This is a genomic window from Citrobacter sp. Cf087 (assembly GCF_030334285.1).
GTDB classification, from domain to species: domain Bacteria; phylum Pseudomonadota; class Gammaproteobacteria; order Enterobacterales; family Enterobacteriaceae; genus Citrobacter; species Citrobacter freundii.
On sequence record NZ_JAOWED010000031.1, the window covers coordinates 629162 to 655288 of the forward strand.

General features: G+C 52.1%; 29 protein-coding genes. 7 read left to right on the plus strand and 22 right to left on the minus strand.

All coding sequences use genetic code 11. The features are described 5' to 3' along the window. Window positions 1-13: 13 nt before the first annotated feature. A complete protein-coding gene (gene sbcB, locus OGV57_RS19545) occupies window positions 14-1438 on the minus strand; it encodes an exodeoxyribonuclease I (protein ID WP_003838973.1) in 1425 nt (474 codons plus the stop codon). A gap of 400 nt (window positions 1439-1838) precedes the next feature. Here sbcB and phsA point away from each other — a divergent pair, with 400 nt between their 5' ends. The 7 genes from phsA to OGV57_RS19580 all read left to right on the plus strand — a co-directional run bounded on the left by phsA (window position 1839) and on the right by OGV57_RS19580 (window position 9111). Then, entirely contained in the window at window positions 1839-4112 is a 2274-nt protein-coding gene (gene phsA, locus OGV57_RS19550; RefSeq protein WP_054528537.1) for a thiosulfate reductase PhsA, read from the plus strand. A gap of 14 nt (window positions 4113-4126) precedes the next feature. Continuing rightward, window positions 4127-4705: a thiosulfate reductase electron transport protein PhsB gene (gene phsB, locus OGV57_RS19555; RefSeq protein WP_003844270.1), complete on the plus strand. Its 579-nt coding sequence runs from the start codon at window positions 4127-4129 to the stop codon at window positions 4703-4705. Beyond that, the gene (gene phsC, locus OGV57_RS19560) at window positions 4702-5469 is read left to right on the plus strand and encodes a thiosulfate reductase cytochrome B subunit (protein WP_003838979.1); all 768 of its coding nucleotides are present in this window, start codon (window positions 4702-4704) and stop codon (window positions 5467-5469) included. Before phsB ends, phsC begins: the two co-directional genes overlap by 4 nt. Window positions 5470-5608: 139 nt before the next feature. Further along, complete coding sequence (gene dacD / locus OGV57_RS19565; RefSeq protein WP_054528536.1) at window positions 5609-6781, plus strand: serine-type D-Ala-D-Ala carboxypeptidase DacD; 1173 nt, start codon at window positions 5609-5611, stop codon at window positions 6779-6781. A gap of 123 nt (window positions 6782-6904) precedes the next feature. Continuing rightward, a complete protein-coding gene (gene sbmC, locus OGV57_RS19570; protein ID WP_003844264.1) occupies window positions 6905-7372 on the plus strand; it encodes a DNA gyrase inhibitor SbmC in 468 nt (155 codons plus the stop codon). A gap of 107 nt (window positions 7373-7479) precedes the next feature. Further along, window positions 7480-8538, plus strand: coding sequence for an FUSC family protein (locus tag OGV57_RS19575; RefSeq protein WP_003844262.1), 1059 nt, complete (start codon window positions 7480-7482; stop codon window positions 8536-8538). Between the two features lie 237 nt (window positions 8539-8775). After that, window positions 8776-9111 carry a DUF496 family protein gene (locus OGV57_RS19580; protein ID WP_003030187.1) on the plus strand — a complete coding sequence of 112 codons (336 nt, stop codon included), beginning with the start codon at window positions 8776-8778 and terminating at the stop codon, window positions 9109-9111. A gap of 40 nt (window positions 9112-9151) precedes the next feature. On the opposite strand, the gene OGV57_RS19585 is transcribed toward OGV57_RS19580, so the two are convergent. The 21 genes from OGV57_RS19585 to pduA all read right to left on the minus strand — a co-directional run bounded on the left by OGV57_RS19585 (window position 9152) and on the right by pduA (window position 25912). Continuing rightward, the gene (locus tag OGV57_RS19585) at window positions 9152-10018 is read right to left on the minus strand and encodes a GHMP family kinase ATP-binding protein (RefSeq protein WP_054528535.1); all 867 of its coding nucleotides are present in this window, start codon (window positions 10016-10018) and stop codon (window positions 9152-9154) included. A 92-nt stretch (window positions 10019-10110) separates the two neighbouring features. Next, window positions 10111-11325, minus strand: coding sequence for an acetate/propionate family kinase (locus OGV57_RS19590; protein WP_054528534.1), 1215 nt, complete (start codon window positions 11323-11325; stop codon window positions 10111-10113). Further along, window positions 11310-11762, minus strand: a complete 453-nt coding sequence (pduV, locus tag OGV57_RS19595) for a propanediol utilization protein PduV (RefSeq protein ID WP_054528533.1) — start codon at window positions 11760-11762, stop codon at window positions 11310-11312. Before pduV ends, OGV57_RS19590 begins: the two co-directional genes overlap by 16 nt. Window positions 11763-11766: 4 nt before the next feature. Then, on the minus strand, window positions 11767-12117 hold the full coding sequence (gene pduU, locus OGV57_RS19600) for a propanediol utilization microcompartment protein PduU (RefSeq protein ID WP_003030198.1): 351 nt from the start codon (window positions 12115-12117) through the stop codon (window positions 11767-11769). Further along, on the minus strand, window positions 12117-12671 hold the full coding sequence (gene pduT, locus OGV57_RS19605) for a propanediol utilization microcompartment protein PduT (RefSeq protein ID WP_054528532.1): 555 nt from the start codon (window positions 12669-12671) through the stop codon (window positions 12117-12119). Before pduT ends, pduU begins: the two co-directional genes overlap by 1 nt. Window positions 12672-12673: 2 nt before the next feature. Beyond that, window positions 12674-14029: a cobalamin reductase PduS gene (pduS, locus tag OGV57_RS19610; RefSeq protein ID WP_054528531.1), complete on the minus strand. Its 1356-nt coding sequence runs from the start codon at window positions 14027-14029 to the stop codon at window positions 12674-12676. Further along, window positions 14026-15138 carry a 1-propanol dehydrogenase PduQ gene (locus tag OGV57_RS19615; RefSeq protein WP_054528530.1) on the minus strand — a complete coding sequence of 371 codons (1113 nt, stop codon included), beginning with the start codon at window positions 15136-15138 and terminating at the stop codon, window positions 14026-14028. Before OGV57_RS19615 ends, pduS begins: the two co-directional genes overlap by 4 nt. Window positions 15139-15148: 10 nt before the next feature. After that, on the minus strand, window positions 15149-16534 hold the full coding sequence (gene pduP, locus OGV57_RS19620; RefSeq protein ID WP_003844250.1) for a CoA-acylating propionaldehyde dehydrogenase PduP: 1386 nt from the start codon (window positions 16532-16534) through the stop codon (window positions 15149-15151). Continuing rightward, a complete protein-coding gene (gene pduO / locus OGV57_RS19625) occupies window positions 16531-17538 on the minus strand; it encodes a two-domain cob(I)yrinic acid a,c-diamide adenosyltransferase PduO (protein ID WP_054528529.1) in 1008 nt (335 codons plus the stop codon). Before pduO ends, pduP begins: the two co-directional genes overlap by 4 nt. Before the next feature lie 8 nt (window positions 17539-17546). Next, complete coding sequence (locus OGV57_RS19630; protein ID WP_003030211.1) at window positions 17547-17822, minus strand: EutN/CcmL family microcompartment protein; 276 nt, start codon at window positions 17820-17822, stop codon at window positions 17547-17549. 3 nt (window positions 17823-17825) lie between these two features. Then, window positions 17826-18317 carry a microcompartment protein PduM gene (gene pduM / locus OGV57_RS19635; RefSeq protein WP_003839004.1) on the minus strand — a complete coding sequence of 164 codons (492 nt, stop codon included), beginning with the start codon at window positions 18315-18317 and terminating at the stop codon, window positions 17826-17828. After that, entirely contained in the window at window positions 18314-18946 is a 633-nt protein-coding gene (locus tag OGV57_RS19640) for a phosphate propanoyltransferase (RefSeq protein WP_003839005.1), read from the minus strand. The genes pduM and OGV57_RS19640 overlap by 4 nt, the downstream gene beginning before the upstream one ends. Beyond that, window positions 18946-19410, minus strand: coding sequence for a BMC domain-containing protein (locus OGV57_RS19645; RefSeq protein ID WP_049002267.1), 465 nt, complete (start codon window positions 19408-19410; stop codon window positions 18946-18948). The genes OGV57_RS19640 and OGV57_RS19645 overlap by 1 nt, the downstream gene beginning before the upstream one ends. Before the next feature lie 24 nt (window positions 19411-19434). Continuing rightward, window positions 19435-19710, minus strand: coding sequence for a propanediol utilization microcompartment protein PduJ (gene pduJ / locus OGV57_RS19650; protein ID WP_001057752.1), 276 nt, complete (start codon window positions 19708-19710; stop codon window positions 19435-19437). Window positions 19711-19729: 19 nt separating this feature from the next. After that, window positions 19730-20080 (minus strand): glycerol dehydratase reactivase beta/small subunit family protein, encoded by a 351-nt coding sequence (locus OGV57_RS19655; RefSeq protein ID WP_003844243.1) that lies wholly within the window; start codon window positions 20078-20080, stop codon window positions 19730-19732. Further along, entirely contained in the window at window positions 20070-21902 is a 1833-nt protein-coding gene (locus tag OGV57_RS19660) for a diol dehydratase reactivase subunit alpha (protein WP_003839013.1), read from the minus strand. Before OGV57_RS19660 ends, OGV57_RS19655 begins: the two co-directional genes overlap by 11 nt. Window positions 21903-21917: 15 nt before the next feature. Continuing rightward, complete coding sequence (pduE, locus tag OGV57_RS19665; RefSeq protein ID WP_003030243.1) at window positions 21918-22436, minus strand: propanediol dehydratase small subunit PduE; 519 nt, start codon at window positions 22434-22436, stop codon at window positions 21918-21920. Window positions 22437-22450: 14 nt separating this feature from the next. Next, complete coding sequence (pduD, locus tag OGV57_RS19670; RefSeq protein WP_003844241.1) at window positions 22451-23125, minus strand: propanediol dehydratase medium subunit PduD; 675 nt, start codon at window positions 23123-23125, stop codon at window positions 22451-22453. Between the two features lie 10 nt (window positions 23126-23135). Beyond that, entirely contained in the window at window positions 23136-24800 is a 1665-nt protein-coding gene (gene pduC / locus OGV57_RS19675; RefSeq protein WP_003030249.1) for a propanediol dehydratase large subunit PduC, read from the minus strand. A gap of 18 nt (window positions 24801-24818) precedes the next feature. Then, on the minus strand, window positions 24819-25631 hold the full coding sequence (gene pduB, locus OGV57_RS19680) for a propanediol utilization microcompartment protein PduB (RefSeq protein WP_003030252.1): 813 nt from the start codon (window positions 25629-25631) through the stop codon (window positions 24819-24821). After that, the gene (gene pduA, locus OGV57_RS19685) at window positions 25631-25912 is read right to left on the minus strand and encodes a propanediol utilization microcompartment protein PduA (protein WP_003030255.1); all 282 of its coding nucleotides are present in this window, start codon (window positions 25910-25912) and stop codon (window positions 25631-25633) included. Before pduA ends, pduB begins: the two co-directional genes overlap by 1 nt. Window positions 25913-26127 lie beyond the last annotated feature (215 nt).

The window sequence follows — 26127 nt, forward strand, 5'->3', positions numbered from 1 at the left end:
TTATACGTGGGATTTATACAATCTCTTCGGCATACTGCCAGAGTGATTTCAGCAGCATCAACTTTTCTTTGTTATCCGCATATTGCTGGCTCAATAGCTGCAATTCATTGGCATAATTTTGCAAAAACTCCGGTGTGAATACCTGGCGACGATGGTCCAGCCAGCGCTGCTGTTCAGCTTCGTCCAGCGTTCCCGGGAAGTTACGTGCACGGTAATTAAACAACAGTTTTTCAATGCGCTTATCGACAAAGGAGATATCCAGCGCCGGTAAATTGCGTGGTTCGGTTTCCAGAACGATTTTCATCGCCGCACGGTCAGCATCGCTGAAAAAGCCGTTGTACAGTTGGGCATCCACGTTATCTGATGGAGTAAAGGGTTCCGCATCGGCAAAGATCGCGACCACTTTGTCGCGTATCTGCGGGTTTTCGCGCAGAACTTTAAGATTATCCAGACAATGCTGGCGGTTAATGCCAAGGCGGTCGGCGTCTTCCGGACGCAGGGTATTCGCCTGTGCCAGTACCGGGCATTTGTTGATGTGCACCAATTTAACCGGTACGGCCGGGTTATCACCCAGATCTGCTTTAGACGTGTAGAGCCGCTCGCGCAGGGCGTCGCTGTCGAGTTCGAGCAGCGGCGAAATATCACCAGCTAAGTCGACCATAATAACCGCGTTACGATTCTCCGGATGCCACGCCAATGGCGCCACCCAACTGGTGTTACCGCGCCATGCGCCGAACATACCAGAGACATGGACCAGCGGTTTCATTTGCGGGACATCAACCAGTGCGGCCAGCTTGTGCTTATTACGATGGCTGTAGAGATAATCAAACAGACGCGGCTGGCGCGACTTCACTAATTGCGCCATTGCGATCGTGGCGTATACGTCCGCCATCGCATCGTGAGCATTGGCATGCTCAATACCGTTGGCTTTAGTCAAATGCTCCAGGCGGAAGCTGGGTAAGCCGTCGTCGTTTTCCGGCCAGTTAATGCCTTCAGGGCGCAGGGCATAGCAGGCGCGCATCACATCCAGCAGATCCCAGCGCGAATTATCGTTCTGCCAACTCCAGGCATAGGGATCGTAGAAATTACGATACAGGATGTTGCGCGTCACCTCATCATCGAAGCGCACGTTGTTATAGCCCAGGATACAGGTTTTCGGCACGGTGAACAGGGCGTGGATGCGCGCGGCAAAAGCGGCTTCATTCTCTCCCTTTTCACGTGCTTCCTGCGGTGTGATACCCGTAATCAACACCGCCTCAGGCTGCGGCAGATAATCGTCCGCGGGTTTGCAATAAAAGACTTCTGGTTCACCGATGATGTTGAAATCATTATCTGTGCGGATAGCCGCAAATTGCGCGGGTCTGTCCAGCGCCGGATGGGTGCCAAAGGTCTCGTAATCGTGGAAGAGAAAACCAGGTTGCTGCTTGCCGTCATTCATTGTTCAGTTATGTCCGGGATCAATTTAGCGCTCGTCCAAGAATACCAAAAAATAGTGAGATAATCAGCTATGGTATTATCGAAGCTGGATTGTGTACGCAATAAAGTTGAGATAAACAGGACTTTTATAGAATTAATAAATAAATTCCGCACTGTTAAAATAAATTACGGAAATAAAATATCTTGGAGTTGCGGATTTGTAAACAATCTAATTGATAACCATTATTGTTATTTTCTTCTTCTTTTATTGTGTTCTGGAAACTTTAAAAGTCTTTTATAAACAAAGAGTTTTTATTTGTGTCAATTCGCTGTCATGCATTGTAATGAAATGTGATTGATGTAAAAAATAAATATTCTAAACGCCATATAATCATTGGATATATCTAATAACAGGAGGTTATATGAGCATTAGTCGGCGTAATTTTTTGCGAGGAGTAGGTATAGGTTGCTCTGCCTGCGCGATAGGAAGTTTTCCGCCAGGCGCACTGGCGCGTAATTCTCCAGAGAGCATTAAGGGGAAAACATCCCTGACGCCAAGTTTGTGTGAAATGTGTTCTTATCGTTGCCCGATACAGGCACAGGTAATTAATAATAAAACGGTTTTTATTCAAGGGAACCCTAATGCGCCCCAGCAAGGGACACGTGTCTGCGCTCGTGGCGGCAGCGGCGTTAGCCTGGTCAACGACCCGCACCGTATTGTTAAACCCATGAAACGCACAGGACCTCGCGGGAGCGGAGAATGGCAGGTTATTAGCTGGGAACAAGCGTATAAAGAAATTGCCGAAAAAATGACGGCAATCAAAACGCAGCATGGTCCTCAGGGCGTCGTGTTTTCTTCTAAATCCGGTTCGCTTTCAGGGCATTTATTTCAACTGGCGACGGCTTTCGGATCGCCAAACACCTTTACGCACGCGTCGACATGCCCGGCCGGAAAATCGATTGCCGCCAAAGTGATGATGGGCGGCGATTTGGCCATGGATATCGCCAATACCCGTTATATGGTCTCTTTTGGTCACAACCTTTATGAAGGAATTGAGGTTGCCGAAACGCATGAACTGATGATGGCGCAGGAAAAGGGCGCAAAAATGGTCAGCTTCGACCCTCGTCTGTCCGTCTTCTCCAGCAAGGCGGATGAATGGCATGCGCTCAAACCGGGCGGCGACTTGCCGGTGTTGATGGCCATGTGTCACGTCATGATCAATGAAAAATTGTATGACGCGGACTTCGTTGCGCGCTACACCACAGGGTTTGACCAACTGGCAGAAGCAGTACAAGAGACCACGCCGGAATGGGCGCAAAAGCAAGCTGATGTGCCTGCTGATGTCATTGTTCGGGTCACCCGAGAAATGGCCGCCTGCGCGCCTCATGCTATCGTCAGCCCGGGCCATCGTGCGACGTTCTCGCAAGAAGAAATTGATATGCGGCGCATGATTTTTACCCTCAATGTGCTGCTTGGCAATATTGAGCGTGAAGGCGGTTTATACCAGAAAAAAGCGGCGGCAACTTATAATAAGCTGGCCGGAGAGAAGGTCGCTCCGGTGCTGGCAAAACCCGATGTCAAATTACCCAAGCAAACGGCGCAGCGTATCGATCTGGTAGCCCCGCAGTTTAAGTACATCGCGGCGGGCGGTGGTGTGGTGCAAAGCATCATTGATGCTGTGTTAAACCAGACGCCTTATCCGGTGAAGGGATGGATTATGTCCCGACACAACCCTTTCCAAACCGTTACCTGCCGACCGGATCTGGTCAAAACCGTTGAACAGCTCGACCTTGTGGTCAGTTGTGATGTTTATCTAAGCGAAAGCGCGGCGTATGCCGACTACCTTTTGCCTGAATGTACTTACCTTGAGCGCGATGAAGAAGTTTCAGACATGTCGGGTCTGAATCCAGCCTATGCCCTGCGCCAGCAGGTAGTAGAACCTATTGGTGATGCGCGTCCAAGCTGGCAAATCTGGAAAGAGCTGGCCGTGCAGTTAGGCCTTGGGCAATTCTACCCATGGCAGGATATGCAAACGCGTCAGTTATACCAGCTTAATGGCGATCATGCGCTGTCTGCTGAACTGCGTGAGAAAGGGTATCGGGAGTGGGGTGTTCCGTTACTGCTGCGTGAACCTGAAGCGGTGCGTCAGTTTGTGGAACGCTATCCGGGCGCGGTGTCGGTTGACAGCGACGGTACCTATGGCGAGCAACTGCGCTTTAAATCCCCTTCAGGAAAAATAGAGCTTTATTCTGAAGAGCTGGAGACGCTCCTGCCTGGCTACGGTATTCCGCGCGCGCGCAATTTTGCGCTCAAAGGCGATAGTGAGCTCTATTTTATCCAGGGAAAAGTGGCGGTTCATACCAACGGTGCGACGCAATACGTGCCACTGCTTAGCGAGTTGATGTGGGACAACGCGGTGTGGATCCACCCGCAAACGGCCCGTGAAAAAGGCATCAAAAGCGGCGATGACATCTGGCTGGAAAATGCGACCGGCAAGGAAAAAGGCAAAGCGCTGGTCACCGCCGGAATTCGGCCCGATACGCTGTTTGTTTATATGGGGTTTGGCGCCAAGGCGGGAGCCAAAACCGCGGCGACAACGCACGGTATCCATTGCGGTAATTTGCTTCCGCATGTCACCAGTCCGGTTTCCGGTACGGTGGTCCACACCGCTGGCGTTACGCTTCGTCGGGCATGAGAAAGGAGAACATCATGAATCAATCAACAAACCCTTATGTCATGCTGCATGACGAGAAACGCTGTATCGGCTGTCAGGCATGTACGGTTGCCTGCAAAGTTTTGAATGATGTGCCAGAGGGATTTAGCCGTCTACAGGTGCAGATCCGTTCACCCGAACATGAACCCGAGGTGCTATCCCACTTCCAGTTTGTTCGCGTTTCCTGTCAGCATTGTGAAGATGCGCCGTGTGTCAGCGTTTGTCCGACCGGTGCGTCATTTCGCGACGAAAATGGCATTGTGCAAGTGGATAAGTCTCGCTGTATTGGCTGTGACTATTGCGTTGCCGCTTGTCCGTTCCACGTCCGTTATCTCAATCCGCAAACGGGAATTGCCGACAAATGTAACTTCTGTGCAGATACCCGACTGGAGACTGGACAATCGCCCGCCTGCGTTTCCGTTTGCCCGACGGATGCGCTGAAATTTGGTCGTCGTGACGACCCGGAAATTCAGCACTGGATAAATCAAAAAGAGGTTTATCGCCAGCAGGATACGCGTAGCGGCCCGGTGAGTGTTTATCGGCGTAAAGAGATCCATCAGGAGGGTAAAGCATGAATTCTATCTGGGGAGCAGAGCTTAACTATGCGCCGGACTACTGGCCGCTGTGGCTCATTTATGCAGGCGTTGTTATTGTGCTGATGATTGCGGGCCTGGTTATACACGCGCTGTTACGTCGGATGTTGTCACCCAAAACAGCAACTGGAGAAGAACATCGGGATTACCTCTATTCGCTGGCAGTTCGCCGCTGGCACTGGGGTAATGCGCTGCTTTTTATCCTGCTTCTGCTGAGTGGCCTGTTTGGGCACTTCTCTGTTGGACCGGTGGCATTGATGGTGCAGGTACATACCTGGTGCGGTTTCGCCCTGTTGGCCTTCTGGGTTGGTTTTGTGCTAATCAACGCAACCAGCGGCAACGGTTGTCATTATCGGGTGAAGTTTAACGGGTTGATATCACGCTGCTTGTTGCAAACGCGATTTTATCTGTATGGCATCATGAAAGGTGAGCCGCACCCGTTTGCCGCAACGGCAGAGAGTAAATTTAACCCGCTACAACAGTTGGCTTATCTGGCCATCATGTATGCGCTGGTTCCGCTGTTGATCATTACCGGGTTGTTATGTCTCTACCCGCAGGTGATAGGGGCAGGGCCTGTGATGCTGGTGCTGCATATGGTGTTGGCGATTGTCGGCTTACTGTTCATCTGTGCACATATTTACCTGTGCACGCTGGGTGACACACCGGGGCAAATTTTCCGCAGCATGATAGATGGCTATCATCGTCATCGCAGCCATCACGCAGAGACAGCACCGCGTAAAGGGTAATGCCCGCCGCGGTTGATATCTGAAAACCTTTCCTTACAGCAAGAAAATGTGCCTTATGTCACATTTTCTTGCAATTTATCCATGTTTGTTCGCCAGAACTTCCGTAAAAAGAACGGCTATTTCTCCATTTCCTGAGGACATGCTGTTGAAACGCTGTTTGTTTATTGCCGCTTCACTCTTTGCGATGAGTTTTTCGCCCGCTTACGCGACCGAGGTCGTAAGCTTTTCCCCACAGCCACCCGCGATTAATGCCGGAGCGTGGGTATTAATGGATTACACCACGGGCCAAATCCTGACAGCCGGAAATGAACACCAGCAGCGCAACCCTGCCAGCCTGACCAAGCTGATGACTGGCTATGTTGTCGATCGCGCAATCGACAGCAAGCGTATTAGTCCGACAGATATTGTCACCGTTGGGCGCGACGCCTGGGCGAAAGATAATCCGGTATTCGTCGGTTCATCCTTAATGTTCCTGAAAGAAGGGGATCGCGTTTCTGTGCGCGACCTGAGTCGCGGGTTAATTGTTGATTCCGGTAATGATGCCTGTGTGGCGCTGGCGGATTACATCGCCGGAGGGCAGCCACAGTTTGTCGCGATGATGAATAACTATGTGCAAAAGTTGAACCTGCGGGACACGCATTTTGAAACGGTACATGGTCTGGATGCGCCAGGTCAGCATAGCTCAGCTTACGATCTGGCCGTGCTGTCGCGAGCTATCATCCATGGAGAGCCGGATTTCTACCATATGTACAGTGAAAAAAGCCTTACCTGGAACGGAATCACGCAGCAAAACCGTAACGGTTTGTTGTGGGATAAAACCATGAACGTCGACGGTCTGAAGACTGGGCATACCTCCGGCGCTGGATTCAACCTGATTGCTTCTGCTGTTGATGGGCAGCGCCGCCTGATTGCGGTTGTGATGGGGGCGGAGAGTGCGAAAGGGCGTGAAGACCAGGCGAGAAAACTGCTGCAATGGGGACAACAGAACTTCGATACCGTGCAGGTTTTACGTAGCGGTAAGCAGGTCGGTATTGAACGGATCTGGTATGGCGATAAAGAAAAAATTAGCCTTGGCACAGAGCAGGATTTCTGGATGGCCCTGCCTAAAGCCGAAGTCGCGAATATCAAGGCAAAATATGTTCTTGATAAGAAAGAACTGGTTGCCCCCATTGCTGCCCATCAACGTGTGGGGGAAATTGAACTCTACGATCGGGATAAACTGGTGGCGCACTGGCCTCTGGTTACGCTGGAGTCTGTCAACGAAGGCGGCGTCTTCTCGCGTTTGAGCGATTACTTCCACCATAAGGCGTAGTTTTTCCTGATGTGCCTGACTGGCAAGAGTGCGAATCTGCTCACATAATAATCACTGATTCCTTGTGGCCGTCATATCTAAAAATTACACTGTATATAAATACAGTGTAATAACGGAGGTTATATGGAGTACGAGATAAAGCAGGTCGAGAAACGCATAATTGCCGGTTTCCATATGGTTGGACCATGGGAACAAACGGTAAAGCAAGGTTTCGAACAGTTAATGATGTGGGTCGACGGTAAGCAGATCGTACCGCTGGAATGGATAGCCGTTTATTACGACAATCCTGACGTTGTTCCGGAGGAAAAACTGCGTTGTGATACCGTGGTGTCTGTGCCTGAAGGTTTTGAGATCCCGGAAAACAGTGAAGGGGTGATCCAGACCGAGCTGGCAGGTGGCGACTATGCTATAGCCGTTGCGCGCGTTGAAAATCATGACTTCGCGACGCCGTGGTATCAGTTTTTTGAGCGCCTGATGCAGGATTCGACGTATGCGATAGCCGCTAAACCCTGTTTTGAAGTTTATCTGAACAACGGCATGGAGGACGGTTACTGGGACATTGAAATGTACGTGCCGGTACAGTTGAAGTAACTGTTTTTGGTGTAAATCAGGATGAATGTCCTGGTCATCAGGATGATGTTTTCACCGTAAAAACAGGTACAATTCGCTTCTTTGCTATTCCCTGACGGAGTGCATGAGTGCGTGCAGATAAGTCGCTGAGTCCTTTTGAAATTCGTTTGTATCGTCATTATCGTGTGGTGCATGGCATTCGCATTGCGCTGGCGTTTCTTCTTACTTTTCTGTTGGTACGCCTGTTAAACATTCCCGAAGGTACATGGCCTCTGATCACGCTGGTGGTGATTATGGGGCCAATTTCTTTTTGGGGTAACGTTGTTCCCAGAGCGTTTGAGCGTATAGGCGGAACGATCCTGGGCTCGGTGCTTGGATTGATTGCCCTGCGTCTGGAACTCTTTTCGCTTCCGCTAATGCTGATCTGGTGCGCGGTGGCGATGTTTCTCTGTGGCTGGTTGGCGTTGGGTAAAAGGCCGTATCAGGCGCTGCTGATTGGCATTACGCTTGCCGTGGTAGTGGGGGCGCCTGCCGGAGATATGAATACCGCGTTATGGCGCGGTGGCGACGTTATTTTGGGTTCGTTACTGGCGATGCTGTTTACTGGCATCTGGCCGCAGCGGGCATTTATACACTGGCGTATCCAATTGGCACATTGTGTGACGGGGTACAATCGGGTGTATCAGGCCGCGCTATCCCCTAATTTGCTTGAGCAACCGCGGCTTGAGAAGCATTTACAGCAGCTCTTAAGCGACGTTGTCAAAATGCGCGGACTCATCGTTCCCGCCAGTAAAGAAACCCGTATTCAAAAATCTATTTTTGAGGCTATTCAAACGGTTAACCGCAATCTGGTCTGCATGCTTGAGCTGCAAATTAATGCGCTTTGGGCCAGCCGCACCAGCCACTTTGTCATGCTGAATGCACAAACTTTGCGTGAAACTCAGCTCAGGACGCAGCAGGCGCTACTGACCATAACCCACGCCTTGTACGAAGGAAATCCGCAGCCGGTGCTTGCCAATACGGAAAAGCTCAATGACACCGTGGCGGAGTTGCGTCAGCTCATTGCTGAGCATAAAGGCGATAATGTCGCAGAAACGCCCATTCACGGCTACGTTTGGTTGAACATGGAAATGGCGCGACAGCTGGAGTTGCTCTCACATTTAATCTGTCGCGCGCTGCGCAAATAAAGAGCAGATGAGGCGATAGGTTCTACTGCTGCTTCGATTCAGCAAAGATTAGAGGTATGATACGAAAAAGGCTAAAACCATTGGTAACTGCAATGGCTTTACCCTCGATAATTCAGGTTTCAACCATGCATTGTCGATGCAGATGCAACTTGAAGTATGGCGGGCATGAAAGTAATGTTGACCCACTTTAGCCGTTGTTTTAACGAATCCGAATCTCACATTATCAGGGGTGTAAAAATGGAAACTACCAAGCCTTCTTTCCAGGACGTGCTGGAATTTGTTCGTCTGTTCCGTCGTAAAAACAAACTGCAACGTGAAATTCAGGACGTTGAGAAAAAGATCCGTGACAACCAGAAACGCGTTCTGCTGTTGGACAACCTGAGCGACTACATCAAGCCTGGAATGAGCGTGGAAGCGATTCAGGGCATTATCGCCAGCATGAAAAGCGATTATGAAGATCGTGTTGATGATTACATCATCAAAAACGCTGAGATCTCTAAAGAGCGCCGCGACATCTCTAAAAAGCTGAAAGCGATGGGCGAAGTGAAAAACGCCGATGCGAAAGCTGAGTAACGATTTTATGCTCGTTTGGGTCGCTGCTTAGCGGCGGCCCTTATTGCAGTTCGACCCCGCCAGTTACCATCCGCAACAAATGTTGTTCCGGCCAGTGCACTGTCAATTTTTTCTGCGTCAGCATCCATTTAATGTAGTCCACATCATGACGCCTTCTGTCGAGCATCAGACCGACGACGCTGCCGCTGTGCGCGACGTTGACGCCGTATAAATCACATTCTTCTACCAGTGCTAATAGTGAATCAAAATCTGGTTTAGGTAACAGTAACTGGCTGGCGATCGCGCTCAGCGTGGCGGCTTCGCCCATCCGATAAGGGTTTTGACTGATACAGGCTTCCTGTAACTTTTCCCATGCGCGTTTCAGGGCTGGGGCGCCCGCCAGTAACCCTGACTGACGTGGAGTACGGTGATAATCAGCAGTAAGCAAGGTTTCCGGACTTTCGAGAACCAGCAGATCGAGTTGAGGCTGGGATTCACAGGCAATTTGCGTGGAGGCGTCGTTATGATCGAACAGCGTAAGCTGGCGGAAAACGGTGCTGTCGGTAGGTTCCAGCGAAACGCAAAGCTGAGCCAGAGTGGATTCGTCTAGCTGATGCCCCAGATACTGTGCCGTGGCGATTGCCGTGGCGGCGATATCCGCTGTGCTGCTGGCCATCCCTTTAGCGACAGGAATGGTTGACTGGACATCTATTCGGATATCCTGACTCATGTGTGCCGGGTATTGCCAGTGCAGCAATAACCTCTCAACCATTGCCCGCGAAAGTGGACGTTCATCTGTCAGCGGTGAACCTGAAGTGACCTCAACGGTGCTATACCATTCAACCGGGCAGGAGACCAATTTCTCACTGCCCAGAATCCAGCCCTGGATAAGTTCTCCGCACGATGCGGGACATTGCGCAACAGCCACGTCTTCACCTATGTGATCAGCAATCCTCGGCGCATAGTGTCATGGCGATCGCGCTATTACCATGATTTGCCGCAATTTGCGGTGCGGCAGTATTATGCAGGAATGCCCAATGTCACAGTTTCAGATATCGCTAAACGCATAACGTCTTGCGCAATCATTAGCTCTTCATTGGTATTAATCACTGCTACTTTGACCATCGCATTTTCCGTTTGAATGAAGGTGGCATTACGCTGATTTTTTTCCTCATCAACGGCCAGACCCAGGAAATTCAGGTTACGGCAAATCGCAGCGCGCGCCCGTGCGGAGTTTTCGCCAATACCACCGGTAAACACCAGGGCATCCAGACCGCCCATCTGCATAATATAGCTACCAATGGTGGCACGAATGCGCTCAGCAAAAAGCGTCAACGCCAGCGCAGCCTGGTGATTGCCCGTATCTGCGGCATGTTCAACGTCGCGGTAGTCAGGTGAGATGCCAGAAACACCGAGCAATCCGGACTCATTGTTGAGCAATTGGTTGAGCTGCTGGGGTGTTTTGCCTTCTCGCAGGGCTATCCAGGGCAAAATGGATGGATCAATATCGCCACTTCGCGTGCCCATCATCACGCCAGATTGTGGTGTAAAGCCCATTGACGTATTCACCGATTGTCCGCCTTTGATGGCGCAGATGCTGCTGCCGTTGCCCAGATGACAACAAACAACGCGCAGTGCGCTGAGTGGCACACCCAGTTTTTCAGCAAGCTGTGAGCTAACGTATTTGTGGCTGGTACCATGAAAACCGTAACGACGAATACCCAACTCGACATAGTAACGCCAGGGCAGGGGATAGATGAAAGAAGGCTCATCAAGCGTTTGATGAAACGCGGTGTCGAACACCGCAACGGCTGGCGTTTTGGGCAATAGCTGGCGGAATACCGCGATCCCCAACGCATTTACCGGGTTATGCAGAGGGGCCAGTTCCGCGAGGCGCTCGATTTCTGCCAGCGTTTCTTCAGTTACCAGCGCGGAGTCTTTAAAGGATTCCCCTCCGTGTGCGACGCGGTGGCCCACGCCGTCGATCTCTTCCAGACTGCTGATAATGTGGTGGTTGAGCAGTTTTTCCAGAAGCAACGTTACGGCTTCACGGTGATCGGCTACGGGCAAAGTCTCCTGCCATTTCTGCGCTGGCGTTTTTAGGGTGACCAGTGCATCAGACAAACCGATACGTTCTATCAACCCCTGGCAGATCATTTCACCCTGCGGCATCGCCAGTAGTTGAAACTTAAGCGAGGAACTACCTGCGTTAATGGCCATTATTTTGTGAGACATGAAGGTTCCTTTGCATTCAGAAAAATGAACATCTCATCGACCCCGGTATTCTCCAGCGCGCTGGTGACAAATACTTTTTGCGCACCAGCCTGAGCTAACCAACTCTTCACAAGAGAAATACGCTGCGGGTTGGCTAAATCGGCTTTGGTTACGAGGCCAATAACGGGTCGGTTCATTGGTCCGGTAAAACCGGGAGAAAATGGTGACCACGGCGCGTCAGCATTGAGTACCAGCGCAATAATGTCCGCTTCACAGGCGCTGGCCAGCAGCGCACTGTACAGGCAGCGGTTCTCAAGATATTCACCCGGTGTGTCTATTGTCGTAGGTGACCAGACTATGGCCTGGGTCTTCTGATAGTGAAGCACCTCTCCGCGCATGCACTGCGTGAGCGACGTTTTACCGCACTGGCTGGGGCCAATTAGCATGATACGTTTCATGAGATTACGTCCGGGTGATGGGACACGCGGTAAAACGCATCATTTCGCCCAGCGTTCGGGTTACCTGTTTCAACGCGTACTCAACGGCTGAAACATCGCCCGTCAGTACCACCGCGCCGGTAAACCGGTCGAGAAAACCAATCTCTACCGCCCCTGATTTCGTGGCGATATCACAGGCGATGATTGAGGCTTCGCTAGGGGTAATGGTCAGAATACCGATCGCAGAAACCGAATCAGGTAATCCCAGTTTCTTGAACAAATCCTTACCGGGATTGGCGATAAGGTGCGCCAACGTGACCTGTTTGCCAGGAACATATTCCTGAATCATACGATCCGTGGTGGGTTGTCTTTCCATTATCCTTCCACCATTTGTCGCCACATGCTTTCGTGTGGACGGGGGATGACCGAGCGGTAAACCAGCAGGCCTTTTTCACCCGCACTTTCACTGGCAACCGTCACCGCGTTATTCACATCGGATACATCGCCAGCTACGACCATGTAACACTTGCCGCCAATACCAAATGCCATATGGACGCGTACCAGCGTGACGTTGGAGGCTTTAACCGCCCAGTCGGCGGCGCAGATGCAGGCAGCAACGCTCCATGTTTCGACAATACCAACTGCCTGACGCTTATCTACGCTGTTTAGTCCGCTGATTGCGGGTAGTACGCTGGCATGAATGTTGGGGAGTACCAGACTATCAACGAGCATATCGCCAGCAAGAGATGTTCCAGTGGCAATCGCCTGTTGTACGGCACCTACGTCACCACCGAGCATGAGTAGAAATTTTCCCGGGCAGATGGTCTTGCTGACCAGTAAATTCACATTCGCGCTTTTTAACATGGCATCGCCAGCTTCCATTCCTTTGGCAATGCTGGTGAGTTCTAGAATCCCTATAGCCTGAGACATGATTAACCTCTTATTACCGTGATGGATTGCTCAGTGATTTCGCTGACAATACCGTCAATACTGGCGTGAACAGGCGCGCCTAATGCACCGGACGGCACATCGGCAACGCATTGACCGCGAACAACGCGTTCGCCTTGTTCTACACATGGGATAGCGCTGGCACCTATATGCTGGCGTAACAACAGCGTCGTTTTGTCTGTGGAGTAGTCAGTCTCAGCCAGTGGCGCATCGTGATACCAGTCGCTAAGGCCCAGTTTGGTAATAAGGCGCTTAACCGGGATCAGCCGGTACTTCGCCATTTCATCCTCAGGATTTAGCGGCCCTTCATAACGATGGTTGAGCGCCCGCAGCTCGCGTTTAAACATGCGGTTGATTCGCATCGGCGAAATCCCAACTGGACAGGCAACGCTTTCACACACATTGCATTCTGAGCAGGTCAGGGCCGTGAGCAGCAATTGCGGCGTGGCTGCCTGCTGATAATTAACCGCACGAACCAGCAGATGCGGGGATAATTCATGACCGATCAAATGCCTTGGGCACAAATCCGTACACAAACGGCACTGCTCGCAAACGGTTTTTGCAACGGAAAGCACGGTACGTTCATCCTGCATCCGCCGCTGAATCAACGCATGAGATTTAGGCAAAACCAGCAGGCCCCCGGTGGTCTTGCTGACTGGGGTATCCAGTGAAGTAATCAGGCCGCCCATCATCGGACCACCGTTAATAAAGCCGGGATCGTCAACGGTTGCACCCCCGGCCAGCGCCAGAACGTCACGTAAAGACATTCCGATAGGGACTGTGAGTGTGATGGGACTGGCGACTGCGCCGTTAACGGTCAAGGTACGACGCGTAACCGGGTACTGCTGCTCAACTGCTCTCGCGATGTTGAGCACTGTCTGGACGTTATTGACCACTACGCCGACGCTGACAGGCAGCGCGGCAGGCGGAACTCTCCGGCCTGTTGCCATCCAGATGGTCAGAACCTCGTCACCTGCCGGGTAGACATCGGGCAAAATATGTAAGCGGATCCCGGCAGGCAGAAGGGGCGTTAATGCATTGATAGCCTCTTGGTATTTCTCTTTGAGCGCAATAATTCCGGAACTGGCTCCGGTAGCCGTCATGGCATATTGAACGCCGTGGATAAGTCGCTCAGCCTGGACGGCCATCAACTGCTGGTCAACTTTCAACATTGGCTCACATTCAGCCGCATTGACAAGAAAAGTATCGACCTGCGCCTGTAATTTTACGTGAGCAGGAAAGCCTGCGCCTCCGGCTCCGACAACACCCGCTGCGCGAACGCGTTCGCGAATTGTCTGCGCATCATAGAGCGTGGACTCTGCCGTCATGGCTGTCTTCATAATAATTCCTCAAGCAGTTCCTGCATGGCACTGGCGTCGGCAACACGAGGATTGGTTTGCAGCGTGACATCAGCCAGCGCGGCCTGAACCATCACCGGGATACGTTGCGACCAGGCTTGCTTTCCGTCTTTAAGCGCGTCAACTAAAGAAGGCAACGCACACTGTTTTTTGAGTAGCTCGATATGATGAATGAGCGCATTCAATGCCGCTGTATCGTTCGCGTTATCCGGGCATAAATGGCAGGCTTTAGCGAAACGGGCATAGCGCTTCGCAGCCCGCGGATCGCGAGCATTAAAATGAATGACATGGGTCAGCAGCAGCGCATTGGCAAGTCCGTGTGGCAGATGAAACTGACCGCCCAACTGATGGGCAATCGCATGATTGATCCCCAGTCCAGCCTGACTAAATGCCATTCCCGCGAGCGTTGACGCATTGTGCATTTTCCCTCTGGTTGCCAGGCATTCGCCTTTGCTGACGGCGACAGGCAGATACTGGAAGACGATTTGAGCCGCTTTTTCAGCTAGTGCATCGGTGAAGTCGCTGGCCTTCGTGGACACGTATGCCTCCAACGCATGCGTTAACACGTCCATGCCGGTATTCGCGGTTATGGCTGGCGGTACGCTGACGACCAGCGTTGGATCAAGGATGGCCATGTCTGGATAAAGCGCATTATTAAACAATGGATATTTAATGCCTTTATCCGGATCGCTAATCACGCAGGCGCTGGTTACCTCGGAGCCCGTACCGCTGGTAGTGGGAATTGCGACACAGGTTTCAATTTCAATACCGAACTGTCGGCTGAACCAGACGATGGCTTTTGCGGCGTCCAATGCTGAGCCGCCACCAAAACCCATCACGACGTCCGGCCGCAGGGACTGCATTTGTGCAATCCCTTGAACTACAGTGCTGATGGTGGGATCGGGGGTGATATCGCTGAAAATGCTGATGCGGTTATCCGCTGGCAGAGCGTTGCGCAGCTTTTCAATCAGGTGAGAACGCGCGAGAAAACCATCGCAAATAATCCAGATATGCTTATTCGTGAAGCGCTTGAGCACATCCAGACTTCCCTGGCCGCTGTACAATCGAGTTTGCAGTGAAAAGCTATTCATAACGGCCCCATTAACGAATAGAAAAACCGTTTGTCAGCACGCAACGACGAGAGCGTGCGAAAGTGCGCGCAGATGTTGTTCCTTCACCGGTTGGCGTCGCAATAGTGAAGGTTGTAAAGCCTTCACCACCAACGCCGATCCCGGCGTAAGAGGGGCCATTTTTCACAAAGATGGAGGTCTGAAGCGTGCGCGCGGCAAGGTTCAAACGTGACACATTTTGCGAATGCATAATGGCCGTGTGATGCAATCCCTCTTCAACCTTCAGGGCCAACGTTAATGCACTATCAAAATCGCTCACCGTTACGACGGGGAGCATTGGCATCAGTTGCTCGCTGGTAACCCACGGGTCGTCTGCCTGGACGATGCCTATCAGTAATCGAGGTGCTTTTGCCGGAACTGGTATTCCTGCTGCTTCCAGTAAGGTTGCCGGGCTTTTACCTACCAGTTTTTTATTGGCTATGCCTTCTGGTAGACAGACGGCTCGCAGTTTGTCTACCTCTTCTCTATTGAGAAGCATCGCACCAAAAGACTGCATCTGTTGAACCAGTCGTTCGGCAACGGCATCAACAACAATCAGGCTCTTCTCAGCAATGCAGGGGAGGTTGTAATCAAAGGATGCGCCATTGATGATATCTTCCGCCGCCTTAACCAGGTCGGCCGTTTCATCAACAATGCAGGGGGGATTTCCTGCACCTGCGCCGATGACTTTTTTCCCGCTTTTCATGCCCATAGCAACAATGCCTGGGCCACCGGTAATCGCCAGAACTGCGATTTTAGGGTGCGCCATCATCTGCTGGGTAGCCTCAAAAGTGGGTTCTGTGACCGTGACGACAAGATTACGAATTCCGCAGCAACGGAAAGCGATATCTTCAATCATGGCAATCAACTTGAGTGAAACCTTTTTAGCACCCGGATGCGGACTGAAGTAAACGCTATTCCCTGCCGCCAGCATGCTGATGCTGTTGTTAATAATGGTCTCTGTCGGATTAGTACTGGGGGCGACAGAACCAATCACGCCAAACGGTGAATACTCGAATAACACCATGCCGCCATCGCCGGTTAGCGCCGTGGTGGTGAGATCTTCGATACCTGGAGTGTTGTCCAGCGCGGCTTTATTTTTAAGGAACTTATCCTCTTTGTTGCCCATACCCGTTTCGGCAGCGCTCTCAGCGGCCAGTGAAGCAAGATGAGGCGTCAGTTCTTCGCGTAGGGCGTTTATGATGGCGCTGCGGGTTTTCAATGGACATTGCTGGTAACGCAGAAAAGCCTGATGAGCGGCATCGATCGCTTCGCCAACGGACGGAAAAATACCGTTACCCTTAACTTCTGCTTTTGCCGGGGCGAGTTGCTCACTCAAAATGTTACGAATAAGGGTTTCAAGTTCTGAAGTATTCATTGATGTGTTCTCACGTTAATCGCCGCAATGGCCGTTTCTGCAATGTCCATATCCTGTTCAACGCTTCCTCCGCTGATGCCAAGACCCCCGAGGAGTAAACCCTCACGCCATAATGCGTACCCGCCACCGAAGGTGACGACTTTTCCCTGCATATGGCTTTCCAGACCGTAAAGCGCGGCGCCTGGTTGTACTACTGATGTCAGCTCATGAGTGGCGGTTTTCATCGCCACGGCAGTCCAGGCTTTTTTCGGTGCCAGTTCGCTACTCACGAGTAATGCGTCAGGCATGCGCCAGGCCACCGTTTGGGTCCCGTTCGCATCAACAATGCTAATGACGACCGGAACCTGAAGTTCTTCTGCTCTCGTCACCGCAGCGCGAGTGAGTTGGTGGAGCTCCTGAAAAGACAGAAACATAGTCGGCTCCTTTGTGGCTGGTGGTTGAACGGCAGCGAGATAGCGCTCAGCCACTTTCTCAATGATTTCGTTTTGATGGGCGTCATGATCTTCTGCTCGTGCAAGCGCATATAAGCAGTCGGACAGGCGGTTGATATAACGCATCAGCACGTGTCTGACGGAGATCTCGGTGGACAGCTCGACCAGTCGTCTCTCTGCGCGGCGTGCCAGAGTTCGGGCAAAGTGCAGTCGGCTGGCGGCTTCGCTGCGGCCTGGTAAAATAAAGCTGCGCAGGGGCGGTACTCTTCCCATTGCGATATCGATGGCACCTTCCAGTGCCGCAATTTCTTCTGAGCTGATGTAGCGCTGCTCTGGCGTCGGTTCTTCGCTTTCGCTTGCCAGTTCGGCGCTGAACCAAAAAAGCTGCAGCTGGATATTTTCAAGTAACTGCCGGTGCTGAGGGTTTTTCGCCACGCAAACGCACAGGCTAAGCGCCGCATTCAGTTCGTCCAGCGTACCGTAGGCTTCCACGCGCGGATGCGTTTTGCTCACGCGCTGTCCGGTAAATAGGGCTGTTGTTCCGGCATCACCTGTGCGGGTATAAATCGCCATAGTTCCTCCTAACGAGAAAGCGTGTCGACAATGCCGACGATAGCCAGATCAATGGCCTCATTCGGGCCGGAAAAAACGTGTCTGGCGCTGGACCCGCTGCTGAGTAATACCAGTTCGCCGGTCCCCGCGCCGACAGAATCAACAGCGACTTCATCTCCACTCACTGGAGACGCAGGAAGCTCTCCGTCAGCACTTACCCGACGTACCAGCAACAGTTTTTTTCCCACCAGTGATGGAGATTTTTGCGTGGAAACCACAACGCCTGTAACCCGTGCCAGATGCATAGCTCACTCCTGCTTAATTAGTTGGACATTTCGCAGACTGACAGCTTCCTGAGCCAGAGCCGTCACGACACATCGACGGCGTAGCACCAGTACCCCATCCCTCAATTGGGCGACGTCGGCATAGCTGAGAAGCTTCTCAGGATGCAAAAAGATGATTCGCCCCAGTTCGTCACTGAACTCCAGCGGCAGACGCGCGAGTTTTTTCACGGGGATTGCGGGTAACAATCGGTGTTGTAGTGAAATCTTCACGCGGACTCCGCATGCCAGCGCGTCGTGAATCATTACCACCGACATGTTGACTGGGCAGCCTTCGGCAATTTGCTCCAGAAATGGCAGGTCCACTTGCTGGAGATGGAGCGACGAGTACTGGCAGCATACTGTCCGTGAATCGATTTCCCGTAACTGCGCGACGCTAAGAGTGAGCGTGCTTTCCGCGCGTTTTTTTAATCGGGAAACAACCTCCTCGATAATGCGTTGCAGCAGTTCGTTGTTCATCGTGAGGTCACCAGTGTGGCGAATGCCTGGGGATTATCAGCGCCTGCAGCATTGGCTTCGTCTGTATCGATATGCATTTCGAGGCGCATATCCGGCGAAACGCGTACGGCGACGTTATCGAAAATCAGTCGACGTTCATCGCCATTAATGGCGACCGAGACTTTATCACCATGGGAAACTCGCAGAATCAGAGCATCGAGCGGCGACATATGGATATGCCGTTGGGCAACGATCACCCCGGATGCTAAGTCCAGTTCAGCAAATGGGCTGACAAGACGAACACCGGGTGTGCCCTGAATATTGCCCGACATCCGCAGCGGAGCAGCAATTCCCAACGTGCGGGCGTCAGTACGGGAAATTTCGACCTGGCTGGTATTGCGCAGCGGACCGAGTAAACGCACATTTTTTAACTGACCTTTTGGCCCCACCAGCGTGACAGTCTGCTCTGCTGCATATTGCCCTGGCTGCAGCAGCTCTTTTTTCTCACTAATTGGGTGATTGGGAAACAAGCGACCGTAATCTTCAGCGCACAGATGAATATGCCGATTAGAGATCCCCAGCGGAATCGGGCGCTCGCGCATTTCATCCAGAACCTTAGCGACAGTGGTTTCCAGTTGCTGTTTATCCATCACGCTTCACCTCGTTTGCCGGAGTGAAGACAAAGTGTGCGCGGCTCACCTTTTTGGCGAGGGCAGGCAGGATCAAGACACAAATTGCAGCTAATCAATTCTGCATCTTGAGGCGCTTCGGGTGCCGCATGGTCTACAATTATCTCTTCATGCGGTATGGCTGGTATGGGTTCGGGCGTTGGTTCAGGCTCCAGGACAACGCTATGCGACAGGATCCCGTCCCCGGGTCTGGAAATGACTTTGTGAGCCACCAGTCCATCTCGCTGGTCAGCGAAACTGACACCGGTGGAAATGGCCGCCTGGACGGAGGCCACATCCCCGATTATCTTGATCACCGTCCAGCCTGAGCCGTTGGTTTTTTCGAGGCCCACCAGCGTGATGGAGGCGGCTTTCGCCATGACGTCCGCGCAACTGATGGCTAATGCCAGACCACTAACTTCAAGTAATCCCAGTGATTGCTTCACGCTGTGCTCCTTGGTTGCAACGACTTATGCGGATTTAGGTAAAATGGCTTCAACGTCGCTGTGCGGACGCGGGATAACGTGGCAGGATTTCACCTCGCCAACGGCGCTTGCGGCTGCGCTTCCAGCATCTACGGCTGCTTTCACCGCGCCGACATCACCGCGAACCATAACGGTGATCAGGCCAGAGCCGATTTTTTCGTAACCAACCAACTGCACGTTTGCGGATTTCACCATGGCATCAGCGGCTTCAATAGCGCCGACAAGCCCTTTTGTTTCAACCAGTCCCAGTGCGTTATTCATACTGCTTTTCTCCTGTGGGTTATGAGTGGCATTCCCGGAACGGAATGCCTTTAACCAGCCGCGCAGCGTTGTTACCAATGCTGCGGCGATCGTGGCTATTTTGTTGATACGTCAGCGTAAAAAGCGGTGCTGATGAGGGTAAGTTTTTGTAGTGCACGACCAGTTTTTCACGGCTACAGCCAATACCAACCAGCAATGGTGATTGGCAGGCGGCCAACCATGCGTTGTGGATAACGTCAGTTGAGTCATTCTCCTGAATCACAAAGGGGATCCCTTCTTCTTCAATACCCAGCAGTACGTCATTCCAGACGTCAGCGCAGTCAGCACTGGTGAAGATAACGATGGCTGGCGTGGTGAGATTACTTTCCATGAGCGAATGCCTTATGCCAGGAGAGAATCAGCCCTGTCGCAACCGCATTGCGCGGACCTTCGGTACCACGAATATTGCCGCGCCCGGCAACCAGTCGATAATGCGCCAGAGCATCGGTGACCAGCTGCGGAACTTCAAAATCCAGGGATGAGCCGCCAACCAGTACCACAAAGGGAATATCCCGAATGTTCCCGGTCGGACTCACCTGACGTAGCGCTCTGAGTGCGTTAGTAACGAAAACGCGTTCCTTAGCACTTCGACGAATGGCCCGTACTTTCTCCAGCGCCAGTTCACCCGGCAGTGGCACCAGTTCATCGGGCTTCACTACGCACACGCGCGCAAAAACCGTTGGCGGGAGAGGCGTAGGGAAGAACTGAACGCTGCCGTCTTCGTGGCGAAGATGGAACAAGCTCTCAACTTTCGCCAACGGATACTTTTTAATCTCTTCCGCGAGATAACGGTCATCCAGACCCAGTTCACGGGCAATGATCATCGTGACCATATCGCCTGCACCCGCCAGGTGCGTGGCAATAATTTCGCCCTTAGGATTGATGATAGAAGCGTCGGTTGAACCCGCGCCGAGGTCCAGAATAGCCAGTGGTCGCGTGGTGCCCGGAGTAGTTAAGGCCCCCAGAATGGCAGCTTCGGCTTCGGCCCCGCCAACCTGGACGTCAATGTTGAGCTTTTGCGTGATCTCCTGGGCAATCATCGCCATTTGCAGGCGGTCTGATTTCACCATGGAGGCTATGCCGACAGCCTGTTCCAGCGAGAACTCACCGGCAAGTCCACCCGTCACGCTGACAGGAACCGAGGTATCGACCGCCAGCAGATCCTGAATAAAAATTTCATGACTGGGTTTATTGGTTAATTCAGCCATCGTCTGGCGCACATGCTCCAGCATGCCGCCAATATTGGTGCCAGCTTCTCCAGTAACGTTATCCAGTTTCGGGCATTCACCAACCGCTTTCATAATCGCTTCGGCGCCCGCTGCAACGTCGACCCGTACTGTACGACCCTGAGACTGTAGCTCCAGATTTCCGGCAGGAATCGCTCGCGCTTTCACATCACCTGACGGCGTTTTCACCACCACGGCTGAACGGTTGCCGATCAGCGCCCGTGCCATCGGAACAATGTTTTTAGTCTCATCGGCATTGAGGCCAAAGACAGTTGCAATACCGTAGGGGTTAGAAAGCGTTTCAATAACCTTTCCTGGTACGGCGACCTCAATGGCAGCCAGCATCCCCAACGGGATACGATCAATATGAAGGACTTCATCGACTATGGGCAGGGGATGAGTCAGACGATTACTGACCAACACACCATCGTCCTGCTGCAAAATAACACCAGTCAACTGGTATCCGGCACGGACGGAGGCATTAATCATCGTAGCAACATCGGCGAAATCAAATGCCGATGACACCACCAGAATATAGGGCGTATCCGCCGGGCGACTGAGAAGGTCTTCCGGCGTAATAGTGACGCCCACGCCTAACCCGACGCCGCCCGGTGTTTTAGGGTTATGGCCGATCATGGTGGATTCAGTGATGATGGTTTCGGTTATTGTTTCCATCGCCACGTCGCCAATGACCGGGGTGGCTTCGTTAATACGGATGAGCGAAATATCGCTGACATTGATACCGGCGTTTTTTGCCGCCAGCGTAAGGGCCTCCTGAATGCCAAACACATTACGTAATGTGCCCTTAATTCCGGTGGTTTCTGCCAGCGCGCTGCCGGTGATGCTCAGCACGCCAGACTCATCCAGAGTAGCCAGAGCGACTTCCGTTGATGAGTTGCCTATGTCAATGCCAGCTATATATCGCATGATCCTGTCCCTGAGTTAGTCGTCGCCTTTGAGTTTTTTACGCTCAACGTACAGCGCTGCCGCTTCACGAACGAAAGCTGCACAGATTTTTGCCTGATAACGATTTTCGAGATCGTCGGCGATAGCCATCAGCTCATCTTTTGTTGAGCGGTACGGGCGCAGCGCGTTGTAGATCTCAAGAATGCGATCGTCAGGAACAGCGGTTAGCTCGGCAGCGCGCTCAAAGTTCATCGCCAGCCTGTCACGTCCGGCATCTTTGGCGATTTCCGCCTGGAGGCGCAGTGTTTCAGGAGTGATGCGCATGTCCTGCGCGGTCACTTTGTTGCTCAGAACATTTTCAAGCGTGAAGTCGTCCAGCGTTTTGTTGGTCGCAGTTTTTACCCACTCAGGATGTTTATTCGCGAGAGGGTAATCCGTGACTTTCGCGGTATGTGCTGATGAACTCGCCGCGGGCGGAGTCGCGGACTCGCCTTGCAGGCTGTTCATCCGGCTCAACACATCCCGAACCATCGATTCAATTGCGTCGGTATTCATGGAGGTATCCTTTATCAAAGCGCCACGCGCAGTTCCTGCGGGTTTTTGCCTGTCACAACGTATTTGGTCTCTTTAATGTGCAGAATGGCTGATTTCGCCTGGTACTTAGGACGAGCCATCTGGTCATTCAGAGTCGGGACCGGTTGTGGAGATTCACGCTTGGCATAACGCGCGGCGTTTTTACCGATCTGACGATAGGTTTCCAGCGTCAGAAGCGGTGCCTGAGGGAACAGCTCCAGATTTGAAAGCGGCGGTAACCCCTGCTGGTGGATAACCGTCGTGCCTTTTGACTGGATACCGATAGAGATCCCGGAACCGCTCAGACGGTTACCCTCAACGGCAACAAACGCCACATCGGAGGATTTAAAGCAGCGGATAACGCGCGCTTTAATGCCTTCTTCTTCAATACCGGCAATCACTTCGCGCAAGATATTCTTATGCGGGATCCCAACAATATTGACGGTTTGTGACAGGCCAAACGCCGGCCCTACGGCAATAATCACTTCGTCCTGTTGCTGGCCTTGTTTGGCTTCACCAATCTCGGTCAGAAAGCTGTCGCCCTGTGCCGCAGCAGCCTGAGGTGCGCTTGCCGCTGTAGATGCGCGGAAAGAGACGGGTTTGTCGCTGGTCTGCATTTCAGACAACACATCTTCAATTATCTGGCGCAGCAGTTTTTCATTAATTTCCATTTTTCACCCCTTAGCCAAGCTCGTTGGGATCAAGTGCGCCAGGGATGTTTTTGATCTCTTCCCAGCGTTCGCCTTGCAGGCGATAACCTGTTGCCGGACCGGCATAGTCGTTAACATCATTGACAGCGGATAGCACCTGTCCGTCGCCAACGATAATGGCGGAGGTATGCAGGTAATCCCCGGTTAACTTGGCTTTCTGGATGTTGAGCATGTCCTGAGCGACATCGGTAAATCCGCCCTGAGCAAGGGCTTTCACCACTTCCAGACCGTTACGGTTTTTGTTGATGATCTCTTGTGCAAACTTGATATCTTCAACGATGTTACGTTCCGGCATATCTTTCGAACCGTGGGCGTAGGTCGCCGCTTCCACTTCTTCATCAGTGATTGGCGGTAATCCCATCCCGGCAAAGACGGCCTGCAGCGCACGCGCCGCTTTGTTACGAATGGCGATAACGTCTTCTTCACGAACCGGGCGCAGACCACCGTCTACTTTCAGGTCACGCTGGAGAACGTTGTAGTCGTCAAAATCTTCAGCATCCTCGTTCGAACCCGCAAACATGTTGTCGTAGTTCGGCACTGCGGAATAACCAGAGGAAATGAAGTCAGTACCCGGCAGGAACTGCATCAGCAGACGCGCAGTACGACGCATATCCGAATGGGTAAAGGTTTGGTCGTTGCTGGAGGCGCATTCCAGATCCAGAGAGGAGCAGATCAGGTTTTCAGCCAGCACTGCACGAATTCCTGACGGCACGGCGGAAGGGACTCCGATGCAGCTTACGGAACCGTTTTGCAGACCCTGTACGCCAGCAGCTTTGGTGATGTAAATACAGCGGGCTTCCAGATAAAGCATCGATTTGCCTTCGGCGTAACCCATCTGAACTTCTGAGCCAGAGCCGGAGGTAAAGCGCATTTTCAGACCACGGGATGCGTAGGATGAGGCGAGGAAGCCTTTAGACCATGGCGTGTCATCGCCGTCGGTAAAGACGGGTTCAGTACCATAGACGGAGATGGTTTCAGCGTAGCAGGTGTGGCCTAGCATCCCGAGTTTGAGTTCGGTTGCTTCTTCCAGAGAACACTGAGTTAACACGCCCGGGCGTCCAACCTGTGAGCCGACTAACAGCGCAATGGCGTTAAATGGCGCATAACGCGCAACGGCAACGGTCGTTTCCTGTTCGTCAAATCCACGCCATGCGCCTTCAGCGGCATCAGCGGCAATTTGCACGGGGTTATCTTTGACATTAGTGACGTGCGCTTGTTGAGATGGTGTACGACGAGCACGCATTTTCTGCATGGCCATCATCATCTCAACGACGTTCATATGGGACACGACTTCGACAATTTTTGCCGGCGTCATTGCGGTGGTCAGCGGCACAATGTCTTTGCGCTTCACGTTAGGATCGCAAAGCATATTGGCCAGTTTGACCGAATCCATCGCCATGACTTCTTCAGCGCGCGCCAGGTTAATGCCATAGCGGGCAATAAAATGGTCGATTAAGTCAAATTCACTAGCGGATTTACCGTCCAGTTCAGTGACTGTACCGTTGACGATTTTAATCGACGGTTTGGGGTCGTTCGGGCTTTCCATCGCAATGAAGCCTTCTTCGATCCACTCCTTAACGAAGCCATCCTGATTCACAGGGCGCTTCGCCAGTGCTTCAAATCTTTTCGATCTCATGAATCAGCCTCACTGATATCAGATGTAGGACGGACGATCGTTTTTCGGCTCTGAGCCGAGGGTCCCGAGTACGGTTTTACCGATTTCACGGGCGGAGATAACAGCCTGACGAACAGCGCCAGAGTCACCCGAAATAACCAGAATGGCTTCGTTACTGAAGCTGGTGCCATGAGCAGGGGAGCTGTAAGCCACAACTTCCACGTTGGCGGATTTCAGGGCAGTATCAGCCATCAGGACACCAACGGATGCTGGTGCGCCGACGATGACGCCACAGGCACGACCAATCGGTGCGCCAAAGGCTTTTTCCAGCGCGTAGCTGGCGCGTGCGGTGTACTGCATTTCGATGTGACCGGCTTCGTTGGCATAAACGTCGCCAAAGGTGCGATCCAGTTCTTTCAGTGCAACTTCAATGCCGCGTTTCACGTCGGAAACATCGTTGCCGCCAAGAATAATCAGCGAGCCATGACCTGCGCCGCCTTTGGTATCACGTGGTAACTCAATACTGACGACTTCAGTATTGGTGGCTTTCACCGCTTCATCAGCGGCCATGATGTGTGGACCCGCACCAGTACGGGCGCCAAGGATGCCAATGGAGCGATAGCGTTTTTCAAGTTTCATTGCGTCCAAGAGGGCACTGTCTACGTTGGCGATTACCAGACCGACGGTGTCGCCAATCGCGGTACCGACAAACTCCGTTAAACTGCAGCTTTTCTCTGCCATAGCCGTTTCTCGTGTTGGGTGATTATTTTCTGGGATAGCCTGCTGTTCCGGCGTTGCCACGCGAGCAATCACCTGCGCCATGATCTGTTCAACCAGTTCATTGCTGCTCATTAGCTAATTCCCTTCGGTAAGATTTTTTCTACATCGGTATGCGGGCGTGGGATAACGTGTACGGCTTTCACTTCTCCCACATTACGGGCTGCGGCGGCACCGGCATCTGTTGCTGCTTTGACTGCGCCGACATCGCCGCGGACAATAACTGTTACCAGCCCCGAACCAATTTTTTCGTAGCCGACCAGCATTACATTGGCTGACTTCACCATTGCATCTGCGGCCTCTATGGCTGCAGTTAAGCCTTTGGTTTCTACCATTCCTAACGCTTCTTGTTGCATAAAGACCTCGCCTGGGTTGTCCCGATTTTCATGACTATAAAAAGAAGCGAGGAAAAAGAATGGCTGAGTTGAAAGTAAGAGTGAAAAAATAGTGGGGTTACAGTGAGATAAAATTGCTGTTAGTTATTGTAATATACTGTTTTTGTTAGTTATTTTAATCTTTATCGATATGACTATTTGGTTATGTTAATTCCATATTTACACTTTTCTGAGTG

Excerpts from the sequence above, each read along its gene's own strand:
- sbcB (WP_003838973.1), bottom strand. The coding sequence starts at position 1,438 with ATGAATGACGGCAAGCAGCAACCTGGTTTTCTCTTCCACGATTACGAG.
- phsA (WP_054528537.1), top strand. The coding sequence starts at position 1,839 with ATGAGCATTAGTCGGCGTAATTTTTTGCGAGGAGTAGGTATAGGTTGC.
- phsB (WP_003844270.1), top strand. The coding sequence starts at position 4,127 with ATGAATCAATCAACAAACCCTTATGTCATGCTGCATGACGAGAAACGC.
- phsC (WP_003838979.1), top strand. The coding sequence starts at position 4,702 with ATGAATTCTATCTGGGGAGCAGAGCTTAACTATGCGCCGGACTACTGG.
- dacD (WP_054528536.1), top strand. The coding sequence starts at position 5,609 with ATGCTGTTGAAACGCTGTTTGTTTATTGCCGCTTCACTCTTTGCGATG.
- sbmC (WP_003844264.1), top strand. The coding sequence starts at position 6,905 with ATGGAGTACGAGATAAAGCAGGTCGAGAAACGCATAATTGCCGGTTTC.
- OGV57_RS19580 (WP_003030187.1), top strand. The coding sequence starts at position 8,776 with ATGGAAACTACCAAGCCTTCTTTCCAGGACGTGCTGGAATTTGTTCGT.
- OGV57_RS19590 (WP_054528534.1), bottom strand. The coding sequence starts at position 11,325 with ATGTCTCACAAAATAATGGCCATTAACGCAGGTAGTTCCTCGCTTAAG.
- pduV (WP_054528533.1), bottom strand. The coding sequence starts at position 11,762 with ATGAAACGTATCATGCTAATTGGCCCCAGCCAGTGCGGTAAAACGTCG.
- pduU (WP_003030198.1), bottom strand. The coding sequence starts at position 12,117 with ATGGAAAGACAACCCACCACGGATCGTATGATTCAGGAATATGTTCCT.
- pduT (WP_054528532.1), bottom strand. The coding sequence starts at position 12,671 with ATGTCTCAGGCTATAGGGATTCTAGAACTCACCAGCATTGCCAAAGGA.
- pduS (WP_054528531.1), bottom strand. The coding sequence starts at position 14,029 with ATGAAGACAGCCATGACGGCAGAGTCCACGCTCTATGATGCGCAGACA.
- OGV57_RS19615 (WP_054528530.1), bottom strand. The coding sequence starts at position 15,138 with ATGAATAGCTTTTCACTGCAAACTCGATTGTACAGCGGCCAGGGAAGT.
- pduP (WP_003844250.1), bottom strand. The coding sequence starts at position 16,534 with ATGAATACTTCAGAACTTGAAACCCTTATTCGTAACATTTTGAGTGAG.
- pduO (WP_054528529.1), bottom strand. The coding sequence starts at position 17,538 with ATGGCGATTTATACCCGCACAGGTGATGCCGGAACAACAGCCCTATTT.
- OGV57_RS19630 (WP_003030211.1), bottom strand. The coding sequence starts at position 17,822 with ATGCATCTGGCACGGGTTACAGGCGTTGTGGTTTCCACGCAAAAATCT.
- pduM (WP_003839004.1), bottom strand. The coding sequence starts at position 18,317 with ATGAACAACGAACTGCTGCAACGCATTATCGAGGAGGTTGTTTCCCGA.
- OGV57_RS19640 (WP_003839005.1), bottom strand. The coding sequence starts at position 18,946 with ATGGATAAACAGCAACTGGAAACCACTGTCGCTAAGGTTCTGGATGAA.
- pduJ (WP_001057752.1), bottom strand. The coding sequence starts at position 19,710 with ATGAATAACGCACTGGGACTGGTTGAAACAAAAGGGCTTGTCGGCGCT.
- OGV57_RS19655 (WP_003844243.1), bottom strand. The coding sequence starts at position 20,080 with ATGGAAAGTAATCTCACCACGCCAGCCATCGTTATCTTCACCAGTGCT.
- OGV57_RS19660 (WP_003839013.1), bottom strand. The coding sequence starts at position 21,902 with ATGCGATATATAGCTGGCATTGACATAGGCAACTCATCAACGGAAGTC.
- pduE (WP_003030243.1), bottom strand. The coding sequence starts at position 22,436 with ATGAATACCGACGCAATTGAATCGATGGTTCGGGATGTGTTGAGCCGG.
- pduD (WP_003844241.1), bottom strand. The coding sequence starts at position 23,125 with ATGGAAATTAATGAAAAACTGCTGCGCCAGATAATTGAAGATGTGTTG.
- pduC (WP_003030249.1), bottom strand. The coding sequence starts at position 24,800 with ATGAGATCGAAAAGATTTGAAGCACTGGCGAAGCGCCCTGTGAATCAG.
- pduB (WP_003030252.1), bottom strand. The coding sequence starts at position 25,631 with ATGAGCAGCAATGAACTGGTTGAACAGATCATGGCGCAGGTGATTGCT.
- pduA (WP_003030255.1), bottom strand. The coding sequence starts at position 25,912 with ATGCAACAAGAAGCGTTAGGAATGGTAGAAACCAAAGGCTTAACTGCA.